The sequence below is a fragment of the Leptospira meyeri genome, from assembly GCF_004368965.1.
GTDB classification, from domain to species: Bacteria; Spirochaetota; Leptospiria; order Leptospirales; family Leptospiraceae; genus Leptospira_A; species Leptospira_A meyeri.
This window is the reverse complement of record NZ_SORO01000001.1, coordinates 721,666-736,359: the sequence shown is the minus strand read 5'-3', so window position 1 is coordinate 736,359 and position 14,694 is coordinate 721,666. Positions and strand designations below refer to the sequence as shown.

The 14,694-nt window shown below is 40.0% G+C and carries 18 protein-coding genes and 1 tRNA gene; 10 read left to right on the top strand and 9 right to left on the bottom strand.

Features of this window, described 5'->3' with window-relative positions:
* Window positions 1–40 precede the first annotated feature (40 nt).
* The 3 genes from CLV96_RS03510 to CLV96_RS03500 form a co-directional block, all read right to left on the bottom strand.
* Window positions 41–850 carry a PhzF family phenazine biosynthesis protein gene (locus tag CLV96_RS03510; protein ID WP_004788607.1) on the bottom strand — a complete coding sequence of 270 codons (810 nt, stop codon included), beginning with the start codon at window positions 848–850 and terminating at the stop codon, window positions 41–43.
* A 99-nt stretch (window positions 851–949) separates the two neighbouring features.
* Entirely contained in the window at window positions 950–1,939 is a 990-nt protein-coding gene (locus CLV96_RS03505) for a PAS domain S-box protein (protein WP_004788661.1), read from the bottom strand.
* 61 nt (window positions 1,940–2,000) lie between these two features.
* Window positions 2,001–2,207, bottom strand: a complete 207-nt coding sequence (locus tag CLV96_RS03500) for a hypothetical protein (protein WP_004788286.1) — start codon at window positions 2,205–2,207, stop codon at window positions 2,001–2,003.
* Between the two features lie 60 nt (window positions 2,208–2,267).
* Here CLV96_RS03500 and CLV96_RS03495 point away from each other — a divergent pair, with 60 nt between their 5' ends.
* Together CLV96_RS03495 and CLV96_RS03490 are read left to right on the top strand one after the other, a co-directional pair.
* The gene (locus CLV96_RS03495; RefSeq protein ID WP_004788411.1) at window positions 2,268–3,170 is read left to right on the top strand and encodes an RHS repeat domain-containing protein; all 903 of its coding nucleotides are present in this window, start codon (window positions 2,268–2,270) and stop codon (window positions 3,168–3,170) included.
* Complete coding sequence (locus CLV96_RS03490; RefSeq protein ID WP_004788988.1) at window positions 3,170–3,838, top strand: hypothetical protein; 669 nt, start codon at window positions 3,170–3,172, stop codon at window positions 3,836–3,838. Before CLV96_RS03495 ends, CLV96_RS03490 begins: the two co-directional genes overlap by 1 nt.
* Before the next feature lie 214 nt (window positions 3,839–4,052).
* On the opposite strand, the gene CLV96_RS03485 is transcribed toward CLV96_RS03490, so the two are convergent.
* From CLV96_RS03485 to CLV96_RS03475, 3 genes are all read right to left on the bottom strand, one after another.
* Window positions 4,053–4,265 carry a hypothetical protein gene (locus CLV96_RS03485; protein ID WP_004789123.1) on the bottom strand — a complete coding sequence of 71 codons (213 nt, stop codon included), beginning with the start codon at window positions 4,263–4,265 and terminating at the stop codon, window positions 4,053–4,055.
* A gap of 409 nt (window positions 4,266–4,674) precedes the next feature.
* Window positions 4,675–4,749: transfer RNA gene (locus tag CLV96_RS03480), tRNA-Arg, on the bottom strand.
* A 19-nt stretch (window positions 4,750–4,768) separates the two neighbouring features.
* Window positions 4,769–5,611 (bottom strand): hypothetical protein, encoded by an 843-nt coding sequence (locus tag CLV96_RS03475; RefSeq protein WP_004788934.1) that lies wholly within the window; start codon window positions 5,609–5,611, stop codon window positions 4,769–4,771.
* A gap of 32 nt (window positions 5,612–5,643) precedes the next feature.
* Between CLV96_RS03475 and CLV96_RS03470 the strand changes: the two genes are divergently transcribed.
* The 6 genes from CLV96_RS03470 (at window position 5,644) to CLV96_RS03445 (ending at window position 9,403) form a co-directional block, all read left to right on the top strand.
* A complete protein-coding gene (locus CLV96_RS03470; RefSeq protein WP_004788997.1) occupies window positions 5,644–6,000 on the top strand; it encodes an HIT family protein in 357 nt (118 codons plus the stop codon).
* A gap of 50 nt (window positions 6,001–6,050) precedes the next feature.
* Window positions 6,051–6,812 carry a polyphosphate kinase 2 family protein gene (locus CLV96_RS03465; protein ID WP_004789254.1) on the top strand — a complete coding sequence of 254 codons (762 nt, stop codon included), beginning with the start codon at window positions 6,051–6,053 and terminating at the stop codon, window positions 6,810–6,812.
* Window positions 6,809–7,549 (top strand): UDP-galactose-lipid carrier transferase, encoded by a 741-nt coding sequence (locus CLV96_RS03460; RefSeq protein WP_004788905.1) that lies wholly within the window; start codon window positions 6,809–6,811, stop codon window positions 7,547–7,549. The genes CLV96_RS03465 and CLV96_RS03460 overlap by 4 nt, the downstream gene beginning before the upstream one ends.
* A 470-nt stretch (window positions 7,550–8,019) precedes the next feature.
* Window positions 8,020–8,502 carry a MarR family winged helix-turn-helix transcriptional regulator gene (locus tag CLV96_RS03455; RefSeq protein ID WP_004788510.1) on the top strand — a complete coding sequence of 161 codons (483 nt, stop codon included), beginning with the start codon at window positions 8,020–8,022 and terminating at the stop codon, window positions 8,500–8,502.
* A 10-nt stretch (window positions 8,503–8,512) separates the two neighbouring features.
* A complete protein-coding gene (locus CLV96_RS03450; RefSeq protein ID WP_004788647.1) occupies window positions 8,513–8,932 on the top strand; it encodes a DUF1398 domain-containing protein in 420 nt (139 codons plus the stop codon).
* Between the two features lie 18 nt (window positions 8,933–8,950).
* Complete coding sequence (locus CLV96_RS03445; RefSeq protein ID WP_004788295.1) at window positions 8,951–9,403, top strand: hypothetical protein; 453 nt, start codon at window positions 8,951–8,953, stop codon at window positions 9,401–9,403.
* Between the two features lie 54 nt (window positions 9,404–9,457).
* Here the strand turns inward: CLV96_RS03445 and CLV96_RS03440 are convergent, their stop codons facing one another.
* The 3 genes from CLV96_RS03440 to CLV96_RS03430 are packed head-to-tail and all read right to left on the bottom strand — an operon-like array spanning window position 9,458 to window position 12,669.
* Complete coding sequence (locus CLV96_RS03440; RefSeq protein WP_004788450.1) at window positions 9,458–10,069, bottom strand: hypothetical protein; 612 nt, start codon at window positions 10,067–10,069, stop codon at window positions 9,458–9,460.
* Window positions 10,069–11,562: a bifunctional ADP-dependent NAD(P)H-hydrate dehydratase/NAD(P)H-hydrate epimerase gene (locus CLV96_RS03435; RefSeq protein ID WP_004789029.1), complete on the bottom strand. Its 1,494-nt coding sequence runs from the start codon at window positions 11,560–11,562 to the stop codon at window positions 10,069–10,071. Before CLV96_RS03435 ends, CLV96_RS03440 begins: the two co-directional genes overlap by 1 nt.
* A complete protein-coding gene (locus CLV96_RS03430) occupies window positions 11,563–12,669 on the bottom strand; it encodes an LIC_12708 family protein (RefSeq protein ID WP_004789218.1) in 1,107 nt (368 codons plus the stop codon).
* 111 nt (window positions 12,670–12,780) lie between these two features.
* On the opposite strand from CLV96_RS03430, the gene rimP reads away from it, so the two are divergent.
* Both rimP and nusA read left to right on the top strand, forming a co-directional pair.
* Complete coding sequence (gene rimP, locus CLV96_RS03425; protein WP_004788649.1) at window positions 12,781–13,290, top strand: ribosome maturation factor RimP; 510 nt, start codon at window positions 12,781–12,783, stop codon at window positions 13,288–13,290.
* Between the two features lie 4 nt (window positions 13,291–13,294).
* Window positions 13,295–14,692, top strand: a complete 1,398-nt coding sequence (gene nusA / locus CLV96_RS03420; RefSeq protein ID WP_004788843.1) for a transcription termination factor NusA — start codon at window positions 13,295–13,297, stop codon at window positions 14,690–14,692.
* Window positions 14,693–14,694 lie beyond the last annotated feature (2 nt).

The following is a 14,694-nucleotide window of genomic DNA, read 5'->3' as shown; positions in this document are numbered from 1 at the left end:
GCAAAAGGATTTCCGCTGCAATCGCTTGCGCATTCCATTCTTAAATTGGAATTTTGATTTTACCTTGAAGATACAAAACGGCAGATCCACCTATGGACACTCGTTTCTTTTGAAGTTCGATAAAAAATTCAGCTCCTCTACTTGATTTCTGGTGCGATTTAAATTGGTTTTTACCTAACCTCTCTGCAACAAAGGGAGCCAAACTACAATGTGCTGAACCCGTGGCTGGATCTTCTGGAATCCCGAGTCCTGGTCCAAAAAATCGGAATTCATAGTCTGTATTTTCGGAGCCGAAACGATTGATCCATAGTGCAATATAACCTCTATTTGTACTTACTTTTGTTAGCTTTGTAAAATCTGGAACTAAAGCTTCTATATCTGTTTTTGATTGATAGACAAAAATGGTATCTTTTCCTTCCCAAATTTCATCTGGTTCCCTCCCCAATATGGAAACCATTTCTTTTGGATCGATAGTTTTGCTTTTACTGAATTCAGGATAGATCGGAAAATTGAGATAAATCAAATTTTCTTTGATCATTATGGGTAAAGGTCCTGATTTAGAAAAAAATTGAAACTCATTTCGACTTTCTTCATAATAATTTTTTAAAACATAAGCTGCTGCTAAAGTTGCATGACCACAAAGATCAACTTCTACACCAGGTGTGAACCAACGAATTCGATAATCATCTCCTTCTTTTACTAGAAAGGATGTTTCTGAAAGATTATTTTCTTTCGCGATATTCTGCATCCACTGGTCTTCGGGCCACTCCGAAAGCAATAACACTGCTGCTGGGTTTCCTGAAAATAAAGAATTCGTAAAAGCATCGACAATGAATAGGCTTTGGTTCATGATTCGATTCTATCCGAAAGAAGGATTTAGTAAAGTATACAGTTGTATAATTAAAAAGTATACAGTTAAGGATTGGCTTTTGGAAAACTTTGATACTTTTTATTGCGAGAGACTGATGGCAGTTTTTTTTACTATGCCACAAATTAAAGTATCTAGATCGGTAGCTGACTTTCGTAAGTGTGTATAAATTTCTTTTTTAGTTTCTTCTGGCATTCCCGATTCCAAAAGATTGACAAGGCCAAGGATATTCGAAAGTGGACTTCTAATCTCATGTGATTGGATTCTTGCGATTTCTTTTAATTCTTGGATTTGGTTTTTGATTTTTTGATCCGCCAATACTTTTTCTGTGATGTCCACGATGATTGCTGATACGTAACTTGTTTGGTTGACAACAAAACCATTCAAACTCACTTCCACAAAAATTTCGCTTCCATCTTTTTTTACCGCTGTCGTCACTTGGTCTTTTCCGATTCTCATAGGTCTCGGCGATTGGAAATAGCCTTCGATCATACGATCATGACCATTTCTGTGATGGAAGGGTACGAGGAGTTCTACTGATTGGTTGATGATTTCTTCTCTTGAAAATCCAAAGGTATTTTCTGTTTCTAAATTGCAGTGAATGATTTTTCCTCTAGAGTCTACGATCAGTATGGCGTTTGGTGCTGATTCTATTAGGTTACGAAATTTCTGTTCACTTTCGGAAAGAGCAATTTCCATTTTCTTTTTTGCATCGATATTCTTTGCACGTAAGCAGACTCCTAAAAGGTTTTTGTCCTTATCATAAGTGGGAGCCATTTTGTATTCATACCAAACGGAAATTTGGTTGAGACTGGCTAACCGTTCGATTGTAACACTTTCCCCACGAACTGCAGTTTGGAAGAGTTCAAAAAACACGTCTTTGTCGGCGGCAATGACAAAATCTCGATAGTCATCTCCTGTTTTTAGAATCTTTCCAGAGTATTCTTGGATGGTGGTATCTAAATTTTGATTGAAGGCTAGGACAGAATAATTGGTTCCCATCAGTACAATGGCGTCAGTGGAATTATCTAATACCATTTGCGCATAATTGACTGGATGATCAGGAATCATTTTTATTACAGACTTTCGGTTCTGTCGAGAACGTAAATCAGAAAATCAGTAGTGGACTTTGCTAATTTGTTATATAAAATACGGTTACAAATTTTTTAACTTGTGATTTATAAAAAAAAATCATGAGGAGAATGAGGTCCATGTCGGTGGATTCAAAGCATGTCTGGCTTGGTCTGCCTTTGACAGACGGTAGCGAAGTGGACCCCAAAGTGACCTGGTCCCGAAATTCAAAACGAGAAGCTACCGCCAAACGGAAGATAGGTTTCATTCTATATCCCATTTTCGGGACTCGCCCTAAAAACACATAGACACTGCACGAGTGTCAGGAATGTATTTCTTCCATCCAGACCATTTGGGTAGCATTACCATGATTACCGATGGAAATGGGAATGTGCTTGCGGGAGGGGAAAGAGGTGGTAAAAGTCATATCACATACAAACCATATGGGGAAATTCTAAGAACTGATTCCTATGGACCTGATATTACAAAATTCAAATATACGGGACAAGAAGAAGACCAGGAAAGTGGGTTGTATTATTACAAAGCTAGATATTATGATGCTAGTTTAGGAAGATTTGCGAGTAACGATGGTATGGTGTTTCCAGATAAAGAGCAAGGGATGAACCGGATGATGTATGTGGAAGGGAATCCGATTGCGTTTGTAGACAGTTCTGGAAATTTCCCTAGTTTATCAGGTATCATTCATATGTTCAATCGGATTGTTGGGCATGCCATGGGAAGAAATTTTGGTAGTAATGTGAATGGTAGATTTTCTATGCAGAGTATTTCTAAAAAAATTAATGCAATTGGCATTCGGCAAATTGTTGATCGCTTAGAAAATAAGGAATTAGGAAAACATGTTGGTTCCGAACAAACGAGAGAATACTTGTCTAAAAATCTATCATCTAGAAATATTATTCTAGGTATTAAAGATATGATTGCAAATTCTGGTGTTTGCCATTTTTCAAATCCAATTTGTAAAAGTGTGCAAACAAAACGAAATTGTAATACAAACAGAAAGGATGCAAAAGATTTCAGAAAAGAAGTTGGTTTTGGAGGTAGCACTGTAGTTGGAAGTGGTGGCGGATTAATGAGTATTGGGTTAAAAGATGGGACGTTACTAAAAGAAGTATTGGGTCCAGTTGGCATACTTTTGGCAGTTGCTGATATTTATACTAGTTTATCAGAAAGACAAAGTTGCCCTGGGGATGATGATTTGGTGCAGTTTTAATGGAAATTAAATTCATAAGTCTATTGCTATTTATTGAAATATTGTTAGTAACAGGATGCTTTAAGAAGGAAATTAATGAACGAAACCATAATTTACCCGAAGATCAAATTGGTAATTTAGAAATCACCTTTCATGAGTTTACGGATCACAATTTTCAAATATACTTAAACATGGAAAGAAAGGTTGCCGGTGTTGAGGAATGTAAAATTTCAGCATATAATGAAAAAAAAATTAATATTAATGAGGCTTCATATTTCTTATCTTTGGTTAAGGGTATTTATTGTGGTGAAATTACTATTCGAGAATATCATATACGTCCATTTCGAACTAGTGAGTATTCGGAAGTAACAATGCATTTTGGCTCAAATCAAAAGAATTTAGAATATAATATACTAAATTGCGAATTAAAGTCAGATTTAAATAAAGAATATTATGAATGTCCTGAATTAAATTTAAATGAATTTGATTTGTTTTTAAAAATAAAAAAAACTGAAAAACAAATTCGAAATGGGAGGATTGTGGCTTTAGTCTATTTATCTAGCTTGTCCGGAATATTGTCCACTAACCCTATTATCGGTTTATTGCCATTCGCTTCAGTAGGATTCGATGCAAAAAGAAATGTATTAAAAGCAGATTTTCAGATTAAATCTCGTAACGGAAATAAATAAATACGTTAGAGTCGATAAGCAAATAAGGAATTTAAATAAAATTGCATTAAAGTTAATGAAAACCTTTTTTTTACTGAACTAATTCGAAATAATTAACTCTATGGATCTTACACAAGCCTATTACACAATTTAGATTATTAAACTTCTTCCCTTTCTTATCCTCGGAACCTATCTCGGAAAACTGGATATGGAGTTCTGCCATTCAGTTTCCTTCCTAGTGAGAATTTTTTGTTGTTATAAAACTTGAGATAATCCTGATAATCTTTTTCCATTTCATCAATCGAATCATAAAAATAATGTCTCCCCCGCGAGAAGGATACGTCGGGCTTGGTCTGCCTTTGGCAGACGGGAGCGAAGCGGACCCCAAAGTAGCCTGGTCCCGAAATTCAAAACGAGAAGCGACCGCCAAACGGAAGATAGGTTTCATTCTATATCCCATTTTCGGGAATCGCCCTCTCTGCTGGTTCGCCGTCATGGCTCACCTGCGCTCCGAGGCACGGTTTAGTTCGTCGCCTCCCGTCCGGGTCGGCTTAACCAAATCATTGCTCCCTATGGGTCGCAACAATTTGGCTCACAAAACTGTTCGATTCCCAGCTTTGTTCTGTTAGATGGAATTGGTTGTTATTGATAAACTGGTGCCCCAGGAGGGAATCGCCCTCTCTGCTGGTTCGCCGTCATGGCTCACCTGCGCTCCGAGGCACGGTTTTGTTCGTCGCCTCCCGTCCGGGTCGGCTTAACCAAATCATTGCTCTCTATGGGTCGCAACAATTTGGCTCACAAAACTGTTCGATTCCCAGCTTTGTTCTGTTAGTTGGAATTGGTTGTTATTGATAAACTGGTGCCCCAGGAGGGAATCGAACCCCCACTGTCGGTTCCGAAGACCGATGTTCTATCCGTTGAACTACCAGGGCATGGTGACGGGATGTATTGTCAGGATAAGGGGGCCCTGTGTTCGGGCAAATGATTTTTTGGATGCGAAAGGCTCATCCGAATGATGTAACTTGCGAGGAGGAGGGTCCAACCAATTAGGAACAACCTTAGGAATAAAAATACATAGTAAATGGGTTTTGGTTCGCCGGGAACGATAAAGATGGTCAGGTCATTGGCAGTAATGATTTGTGAACCAGGGAATTTTTTTCGAATGGAATCGAAGGCCTTTCGAAAATCGCCAAGCCTTTCTGACGGATCTAAATGGAAATCATTGGTGTAACGTAAGGAACCTTCATCACCAAAAGCATAGAAGTGTGATTCCCAACCTAAAAATCCAAATTCGGCGGGAAGGGAGCCGGGAGGGTTTTTGACAAAAAAATAAACAGAGCCACGGTCGTAAACAAAGGAAGGGATCTGGCCTTCCAGTCGGAGTTTGTCTTTTGAGAATCCATCTTCATAAAAATCCGACCAATCTCCCCATTGGTATACAGTCCCTGTTTCGTCTTTCCAAAGAAAACCTCCTAAGCTGGAAAGACCTTCTAAGGAAGTCACAAAAGATTCTAAGTTTTTGTTTTTTTCTTTTGCATCGGTTTTCGTGAGAGATCCAGAACGAAGTAGGTTTTTTAATTGGATGCGAAGCTCTCTCACCTCAGAAGCATTGGCTTCCGAAATTCGTTTTCGAATTTCTGTTTCCTCTTTTCGAAATGGGTTTGAGAAAACAACTTCAGAAAGAGAATAAATCAAATCTGTCAAAGGTTCTTGTGAATCTCCCTTCGTTTGAGCAAAAGTGGGTCCAACACACATGGTTATGAAGACAAGGAAGATAAAAAAATGGATTCTCATCTCTTAACCTATCGGCCAATTTGGGAAGAATGATGAACTGTCCCATCTGCGAAGCACATAAAAATGAAAGCCAAATTCTTTTTCAAAATGAAGATTGGATCCTCAGAAAAGCTGACCAAAACCTAGAAGGGTATTTGTACATGGAACATCGCAAACATCTAGAATCGTGGTTTGGATTGTCTTTGGCGGAGTTTGAAAATTATGGAAGGGCTCTTTACAAAGCCACAGAGATATTAAAAAAACAAGAACCAGAAAAAATGTACATTGTAGCCATTGCGGAAAAAGTTCCTCACTTGCACGTTCATTTGATCCCTCGGTATGAAAACCAAGAGAAGGGAATCGAACATATTGCAAGAGCCACTGGCCCTGGTTTTCCTCGGCCCATGTAAGAGACATTCCAAAAAAAGGATAGGTTTTTTCCAAATCTTACTTACAATCCTTGGTTGTGGTTTTAGAAAGACATCCAACCAACCAAGTTCCCAAATATTCGATTAGCGACCTGACCGATTTACAAGAACGATTTTTTCTTTTACAAAGAGAGAGTTCTAAACAAAAAATTGCTCATATCTTTTTAATCGAAGGTTTTGCTTCCACAGGCAAAGGTTCGATTTTGCAATCTTTGACCATACGTCTGGATCCAAGAAAGTTTAAGGTATACTCTCCTTATGTAGACCAGTCCGAGGACAGGGGATATCCTTTTCTTTGGAATTTTTGGCGAGTGGTGCCTCGGTATGGTGAGTTTTTATTTTATCTCAATACATACTACAGTCGATTGGCATACCTTCGCTCTGAAAAAAAAATAAACCTAGCTGAATACGATCATCGACTGTTATCCATTTTGAATACGGAAAGAATCCTTTCGAAAGATAAAATCATTGTTCACAAATTCTTTTTGCATATTTCCAAAAAGGATCAAAAGAAACGATTAGAGGATTCCAAAAAGAAAAAAAAAGAATGGGAATTGTCTCGTTTTGACAAAGACCAAGGAGAACATTACAATCGTTACTTTGAAATTTTTGATTCTATTTTGAGTTCTTCCAGAACCATTGATTCTCCTTGGCAAATCATTTCCTGTGATAAAAAAGACGATACAAAACTTCTTGTTTTTGAGGCCATCTTGGAACGTTTGGAAAGAATCTTACAATTTGATTCTAGAAGTGCCTTACAGTCAATCAATCATGGTATGGAGCTTATTCCATGAAATCAAATTCAATCCAAAATCGTATCCTCCATTTACAACAATTAGATATGAAACAAGTTCTATCACCTGACGAATACCAAGTGAAGATGAAAATTTTGAAAACAAAAATTCGGGAACTCACTTTTCTTTCTAAAGCAAAAGACAGACCCATTCTATTTGTTTTTGAGGGTTGGGATGCAGCAGGAAAGGGTGGCTCCATTCGAAGGCTCACACAAGAAATAGATCCACGTTTATTTGAAGTTCATAATATTTCAGCACCTAACGCAGAAGAGATCCAACACCATTATCTTTGGAGGTTTTGGAACCGAATTCCCAAAAAAGGCCATGTTGGAATTTTTGATCGCTCTTATTATGGTCGAGTCCTTGTCGAACGAGTGGAAGGATTTGCTACGGAATCTGAGTGGTCTCGTGCTTATGAAGAAATTTTACTCTTTGAAGAACAACTGGTGAGTTTTGGAACCATTGTCATTAAATTTTGGTTACACATTGATCCAGAAGAACAATTACTTCGATTTGAAACCAGAAAAAATGATCCACTCAAACGTTGGAAACTTACAGACGAAGATTGGCGTAACCGTGACAAATGGCCCCTCTATGAAGAAGCCGCTAATCAAATGTTTCAAAAAACGGATGCTCCTAAATCACCTTGGTTTTTAATCCCAGCCAATGATAAATACTTTGCCAGAACCACAATTTTAGAAACCACTGTGGCTAGATTGCAAGAAGAATTGAAATGAATGGCAAAAGATGCACTGGTCTATCTTTGAATCACCACCAATTTATTTTTTATATATGTAATCACATAAAGTAATATGTTCTGCAGTGGTTAACTGTCTTAATGAAGAGGGATCTGGGATGGACGGATTTTGTTCCGATACGATAGCCGTAAATAAACATAATCGTAAATCTTTCTCCGGCTTACCTTGGTCTGTCTTGGAACCACAAAACAAACATCATAACTGTTTGGCGAGCGATTTGTATCAATTTTCGGGACCGGGCTACTCTGGGGTGCGCGTTCGCTCCCGTCTGACATGCGTCAGACCAAGCCCGTCGTATCCCTCTCGCATGGAGATGGTTTATAAATTTTGAAAATATTCCCTTCCTTCTCGATTCGCCTTCTGAATTTATTATAAAAATTTTCTAGACCGTAATCATTTTGCAAATTAATTTCCTTGACAATGGTTTCCTAGGAAACTATTGTCAACCTGTGCGTAAAAAACAAAATTTAGAACCAAGCCACTTGAAATCCCATCTGAAATCCCATCTGGGATACCATTTGCGGGTTGTTTCCAATGCTGTTTCTCATTCTTTTGCGGGAAAACTTGCGACTTTGGATGTGACAGTAGCCGAATGGGTGATCCTTCGGGAAATGTATTCTTATGACACTAACACTTCGCCTAGTGTTGTGGCAGAAATCACAGGACTCAGTCGCGGAGCTGTATCCAAACTCATAGACAGGCTACTAAACAAAGGCCTAGTGAGTCGCCAAGAAGCAAGTGAAGACCGGCGTTACCAAGAAATCAAACTCACAAAAGAGGGGCTCCGACTTGTTCCGAAACTTTCATTGATTGCAGATGAAAACGATTTCGCATTTTTTTCTTTGCTTTCCAAATCGGAGAAAGACGAACTTCGGAAGATTCTCGTGAAACTAGCAGAAACACATAAACTAAACTTAAACCCAATTGAATGAGGAGAACACAATGACCAACCTAACAACAAAACTAACCGAAGCGCAAAAATTTGCGATGTCCATTCGCCCGAAAGTAGGAGGATTCCCTGTACTTGCGGAGGTCCTACGAAATGCAGGAGTGGTGACGAACCGTTGGTCTCTGCCTTCCTGCCAATCAGTATACTATATGAAAGATGGCTCAGTTTTACAGCAAGGAACTCCCCTTGTAAACGGGGTTCATGAGATTCCTCCCTTCAATAGGGACGCACTCATCACCGCACTTCGCACCGATCAGGAAGGCCGAAGCAGTTTCCCTGAATTTCTGAACGCAGCTTGGGAAGCAGGAGTGATTGGATACGATGTTGATTTCCTAGGTCGTAAGGTTGTTTACTACGGTGTGAACGGAGAAAGTTATATGGAAGAATACCCTGCGGTAGTGGTGAACCAATAACAATGGTTAAAAATAGATATGGAACTTAGAACAATACTGATCGGCGGGGTTTTTCCCGCTTTGCTTCTCGGAATGGAAACTGTCATCATGAAATTAAGTCTACGTGCGGGAATTAGTTTGCCAATCTACTTGGTCTTTGTTGGGTTTTCCATTTTCTGTTATGGAGTTGTTTTTGCTTTCCAAAGTGGAATGAAAGATGTAACTCTCAATGGTGGACTCTTTGCTTTTCTTATGGGACTTTCCTGGTCTACTGCGATATATTGTATGAGTTATGGTATTTCGGTTTTAAAATTACCGGTATCAGTTATAGCCCCTCTCACAAATTCCAATGCCATCGTTGCTGTCATCCTGGGAGCTATTGTTTTTTCAGAGTGGAGAGATTTGAACTTTGTTAAAGTTTTGATCGGCACGGTTTTGATCGTGGTCGGGGGAGTCGTTGTATCGAGCTCCTTGCAGCCCAATGGTCGGTAACCTTCGCTAGTAGAAATCGAAATGAAAGTTGGGCAAATCTTTGCCCAACGCATCTTACTTGTATGGCCTTTGTTTGATTTGAAACGTATACGTTCTGTCTTCTGAATGGACAAGCACTTGAGAATAAAATCCTAAATCCAAAGAACGAAACTTGGAGCGAAAGACAGAAGCTTCTTCATCAAAAATTTCTTTTCGGCAATCTGCGACCAAGGACTTCCATTTTTCTTTGGAAACAGAATGGTATAAAAATCCATTTGCATTCGGGGGAATGACTCTGGTTTCCCAAAGGATATCCTCCTGGAAACACAAAACTCCTTGTCTTGTTTTGATTCGAAACTCGGACTTCCACTTCGGGTTTGGGACTTGAATTTGGTTTTTTGTATTATTTTCTATAAATAAAAAATAACCTTGGAACTTTTCATCTTCCTCTCTGGATAAACTTAAATAAGTAGGGTATCCGTCTACGATCTGTTTGTCGGACTGGGTTCTGTTTTGGAAACTCCCAGGATTCAAAGCTCGAAACCCAATGTAAAAAATGAGAACAACCAAAACCAAATCGATGAGGAGAACAATTTGTCTCCATCTTGTTTTTTTGTTTTTATCACCGATTTGTTTTAGGTAATCGCGAAATTCTTCTGGTGAACGTGAGTGGTATCCTTTTCCCATCACACTAACTCCACAAGAGACTTTAGGATTTGGTGGGCAGAAGGATAGGGTTCTTCCAATTGTTTGGAGTGGTCGAGTAATGATAAAGCCAACTGTACAGATTCAGGGATTGTTAAATCCAAACTTAAGTAACGTGCCAAAATTCCTGATAATAAATCTCCCGTTCCCATAGTCGCTAGTTTGGGATTGGGTGATTCCCAAACATAAGAAGAACCATCTGGACAAACGAGTAAACTCACAAAGGATTTGAGTAGCACATAAACATTGTTTTGTGAGCAGTATTCGATTAATGTATCGTAGGCGGACTGCACAGAGTTATGAGTTTTTCCCGTCATTCGATTCAGTTCTCCGACATGGGGAGTGAGTAGGATTTGGTTTCCCTTTGGAAGGGGACTTCCTTTTGTTGGAATGGCACCTGCATCTAAAATCAAACGTAAATTTTCCGGAACAGTCCATCCACCTAGATCATTTGGGTATTGGGTAAGGCCTGGACCCACAACGACGGTCTTTGTTTTTTTTAAAAACGGATCTTCGAAAGTTTCTGTGAGAGAACTTGTTTTGGTCATTTTGGAAAGATCTTCTTTTAAAACAAAGGAACTGATTTTTAAAGATGGGGAGAAAATTTTACTAATCCCTCCACCAAGTCTAGAGAAGGCCTGTTCCGAAAGGAGGATGGCTCCTTCCATTCCATCAGAACCTCCATAAAATAAAGCAGAACCTGCACTGTATTTATGGTCTTTATTTTTTCTTTTAAGGGTTTGGATGGCAGACTCGGGATCTGCTTCAAAATAATATCGTTTTGAAAATGTAATATCACTTAGGTGGGTGTGGATGGGAAACCCGATCGATTCATAGTATCTTGGAATGATGGAATCTTTTTCATAGATAAACCCTACGTTTTCCCATTTCCTTGTTCCGAGTTCTTCAATGGAATCAGCAAAAACAAAACTATTGGCCTTGGAGTCTGGATCGCCGAGTAGATACGGATTCCAACCACTGGGACTGTCCAGTGACAACCGGTAAAAAAAGACATCGGATTCATTGATGGTTTCTATCAGCTCTGTGAGTTCTTCCGAAAGTTCGTTTTGGAATCCGGTTCCCAGAAGGGCATCTACAAGTAAAACCGAGTCTTCTTTTGCTTCTTCCCATTCCTCATAAAAATCATCAATCGTTCCAATCGCACCCAGAGTTTTAGAAACCAAGGATTCATAAAACTTTCCCGCCTCTGACTTGTTTGGTGCTGTCGAAAACGAACGAACCTTATATCCTTCTTGGTGAAGAATATGAGCAAGGGCATAACCATCCCCTCCGTTTCCTCCCGTTCCAGAAAGGATCCAAATGGATTCTGCGGTTTTCCATAAATCTTCATTGGCATGAAATACAGAAAGGGCGGCCATTCCCATTAGGGTTTCTTCCCGAAACCCAAGTTCTTTTATCGTGAGAGCATCTAGTGCTTTGGATTCTTTATTGGTAAAAAGAGGATTTTGTTTCATTTAAATCCAACGATAGACTTCCAAGGCCCCTGCGCGAATGCGAACCGAATAAATATTATCAAAAGCATCTGTATAGGTTTCTCGCCATTGGCCACGGGGACTGGAAAAAGGAATCCTTTTGTTATTGATATGGTTTCCCTCTTTGTCATGGACTTGGAGCCTTGCTGCATTCCCACCGTCTTCTGTTTCCCAAATATAAAATTCCCCGTTGTTACGAATGGAAAATAAAATTTCAGAAGGGTCCTGGATTTCTTTTAACATTTGCGAACTTTTGGAATCAAAAACAAAACGAAAGATCCTTCGGAACTTAAACCGTTTGTCTTTTTTCGAATAATAACTAAACGATCCGAGAACATACTCACCTTCTGGATGTGGGAGGAGTTTGTCTAGGGTGATGTCATATTCTTTGGCATCATTACTGGCAAATACATCAAGGCCTGATTCTTTTAGGTTCCCTTTGAGTTCTCCTTCTTCAAAATAAGAAAGTCGCATTTCTTCTGCAATGCGATGGTAGACAAATAACTTTTCGCCTTCCCCGGGGAGAATGAATTCAATGTAACGAAATGGTTCGGAGTTTTTTCCAGAAGCCCCTAACATAAATTTCACGACACCTTTTTGTGAAATTTGTACAAGAAAGGAAGGAAGAACCGTAGTTCCTTGGGTAGAAAAGGAACCACTGTACGTTTTGTATAGGTTTTCTTGGCCTTGGGGTAGTTCCATTCCCTTGGAAGAAATTCTATTTTGTACAATCAGGTCTCCATCTTCGTTCATGGCCACGATTCCAATCCCACCAAATCGAAATGGGTAATGCGGAATTCCGGAAACTGATTTGAAATCAGGGTTCCCGAGTGTGGCATCAAGCCTTCCATTTCTGTCAAAAAGTTTGATTACGGCTTGTTTATTATCCGCCATTGCGCTAATATTGGAGGAGTTGGGGATGGTCAATGGAACGTTGGTGAGTACTTGGTTCACCACAACACCCTCAAAACTCTCATTTGTTTGTCCCAGTGGGATCCGGAAAAGGATTTCTTCTTTTAAGTTTTCCACTCGAAAACGAAGGCAGGATACGGAAAAGATGAGGGTGAGGAAAAGGTAAAGGGTTCGCATGGTGCAACATCCATTCCCTAATTTTTTATTTACAGGACAACTCGCTTTTCCTAGCTTGACAGTAGACATGTTAAATTTTAGCATGAGCTGGGTCTCTTATACGGATTCCTTTTGGAATCTTTTGGAAATGGTTTGGTATATACCGAGGAAAACATCAGAGAACTTATTTTACGTGTTCTCGCTCCACCTCTAGCGCTTTTTTCGCTCCAAGTACAGAATCGGAAAAACCACGCCCTCATTGAGATAGAACTGGATCATCTCACAGACAAAACTGGCTCCGCTAGTTTGGAAGACTGTGAGACTGTGTCTAGGAGACTCAAAGAGGAGCTGGATTTATGGGGAGAGGAATTTGATTTCACTCTCCAAGTCTCCTCCGCAGGAGCAGAACGTGTTTTGCGTCTGCCGGAGGATTTAAGTCGTTTCCAAGGACTTTTAGTCAAACTAGAAGTGCCGCTGGAAGCAGGGAAATGGGACAAACGATTGTATCGTTTGGGACCGGTTTCGGGGGATTCAGTTGAGCTTACGCTTTACGATCGTAAAACTCGACACAAAAAGAACCAAAAATCGGTATCTATGCCCATCGCAGAAATACGAAAGGGAAATTTGTATTTAGAAATTTAAGACTATGGCGACAAAACAAGCAACGAAAGAAACTGGGCTATTCGAAGCCATCCAACAATTCTGTCAGGATAAATCTCTTGATAGAGAACTCGTACTCGGTGTCATCCGTGACTCACTTCTCGCCGCCTATCGCAAAAAGGTTGGTTTGGAAGCAGAAACAGATGATCGTTGCCAAGTAGACTTCGGTTCCGACAACAAAAACGAAATCATCATCTCTGTCCTTCGTGACGTGGTAGAAGATAAAACAACAAACCCTCTAGAGATTTCTCTGGAAGAGGCAACCAAATTGGATCCTTCTGCACAAGTGGGAACCCAAATACGTGTGTTTGAAAAACCCCAAGACCTATCTCGGGTTCTTTCTAGCCAAGCCAAACAAATGGTTTTCCAACGTCTCCGCGATATGGAAAAAGAATTACTCTACCAAGAGTATAAATCAAAAGAAGGCGAACTCACTCACGGTTATTTCCAACGTTGGAAAAAAGACATCATGTCCATCGACCTCGGTAAGGTAGAAGGGATCATGCTGAAAAAGGACCAAAACCCTGGTGAAAAATACCGCCAAGGGGATCGTCTCAAAGCCATCATTTCTCGTGTGGAACTCAGGCCTCGCGAACCAATGCCTGTCATCACGCTCTCTCGTGCGTCTGGTGATTTTGTTAAAAAACTCTTCGAGATGGAAATTCCCGAAGTGTATGATGGCATTGTGGAAATCAGAGACGTAGCCCGCATTCCATCTTACAGAACAAAGGTGGTAGTCACCACTAGTAAGTCTGATGTAGATCCTGTGGGTGCCTGTGTGGGAATGAAAGGGGTTCGAATCCAAGCGATCGTTCGCGAACTTGGAAACGAAAGAATCGACATCGTCCTTCACTCAGATGAACCAAGTGTATTCATTGCCAATGCAATTTCACCGGCAAAACCAGTAGAAGTGCATGTGGATAGAAAAAGAGGAGATGCTCTTGTCATCGTTCCAGATGAATCTCTCTCTCTTGCCATCGGAATCAACGGATCCAACGTAAAATTGGTATCTCAACTTTCCGGTTTCAAAATCGATATCAAAACTGTATCCCAATACAACCAAGAACTGGCTTCGCCGGAAGCTCGTGAAAAACTGGATCGACTCTTTAATGCCCAACAAGAGGCAATGGAAGAATCGGAAGACCAATATAATGAAAGTGCAGAAGAGGAAGAAGAGGATTCCGGATACACTCCGTTATCCGAGGTACCTGGACTCACTCCAAGGATCGTTGGTCTTCTCGAAGCCGGCGGGATCAAAAACGTGGAAACCCTTCTCGAGTTCAGCCAAGAGGAACTTTCGAAAATTTCCGGAATCGGGAAAACAACAGCAGAACAAATTTTGCGTTTGCTTCGTGAATCTATCGAATGGGTAGAAGAGGGTTAAGT

Excerpts from the sequence above, each read along its gene's own strand:
- CLV96_RS03445 (WP_004788295.1), top strand. The coding sequence starts at position 8,951 with ATGGAACTTAGAACAATACTGATCGGCGGGGTTTTTCCCGCTTTGCTT.
- CLV96_RS03450 (WP_004788647.1), top strand. The coding sequence starts at position 8,513 with ATGACCAACCTAACAACAAAACTAACCGAAGCGCAAAAATTTGCGATG.
- CLV96_RS03490 (WP_004788988.1), top strand. The coding sequence starts at position 3,170 with ATGGAAATTAAATTCATAAGTCTATTGCTATTTATTGAAATATTGTTA.
- CLV96_RS03495 (WP_004788411.1), top strand. The coding sequence starts at position 2,268 with ATGTATTTCTTCCATCCAGACCATTTGGGTAGCATTACCATGATTACC.
- nusA (WP_004788843.1), top strand. The coding sequence starts at position 13,295 with ATGGCGACAAAACAAGCAACGAAAGAAACTGGGCTATTCGAAGCCATC.
- CLV96_RS03440 (WP_004788450.1), bottom strand. The coding sequence starts at position 10,069 with ATGGGAAAAGGATACCACTCACGTTCACCAGAAGAATTTCGCGATTAC.
- CLV96_RS03430 (WP_004789218.1), bottom strand. The coding sequence starts at position 12,669 with ATGCGAACCCTTTACCTTTTCCTCACCCTCATCTTTTCCGTATCCTGC.
- CLV96_RS03505 (WP_004788661.1), bottom strand. The coding sequence starts at position 1,939 with ATGATTCCTGATCATCCAGTCAATTATGCGCAAATGGTATTAGATAAT.
- CLV96_RS03485 (WP_004789123.1), bottom strand. The coding sequence starts at position 4,265 with ATGAAACCTATCTTCCGTTTGGCGGTCGCTTCTCGTTTTGAATTTCGG.
- CLV96_RS03500 (WP_004788286.1), bottom strand. The coding sequence starts at position 2,207 with ATGAAACCTATCTTCCGTTTGGCGGTAGCTTCTCGTTTTGAATTTCGG.
- CLV96_RS03475 (WP_004788934.1), bottom strand. The coding sequence starts at position 5,611 with ATGAGAATCCATTTTTTTATCTTCCTTGTCTTCATAACCATGTGTGTT.
- CLV96_RS03435 (WP_004789029.1), bottom strand. The coding sequence starts at position 11,562 with ATGAAACAAAATCCTCTTTTTACCAATAAAGAATCCAAAGCACTAGAT.
- CLV96_RS03470 (WP_004788997.1), top strand. The coding sequence starts at position 5,644 with ATGAACTGTCCCATCTGCGAAGCACATAAAAATGAAAGCCAAATTCTT.
- CLV96_RS03510 (WP_004788607.1), bottom strand. The coding sequence starts at position 850 with ATGAACCAAAGCCTATTCATTGTCGATGCTTTTACGAATTCTTTATTT.
- CLV96_RS03460 (WP_004788905.1), top strand. The coding sequence starts at position 6,809 with ATGAAATCAAATTCAATCCAAAATCGTATCCTCCATTTACAACAATTA.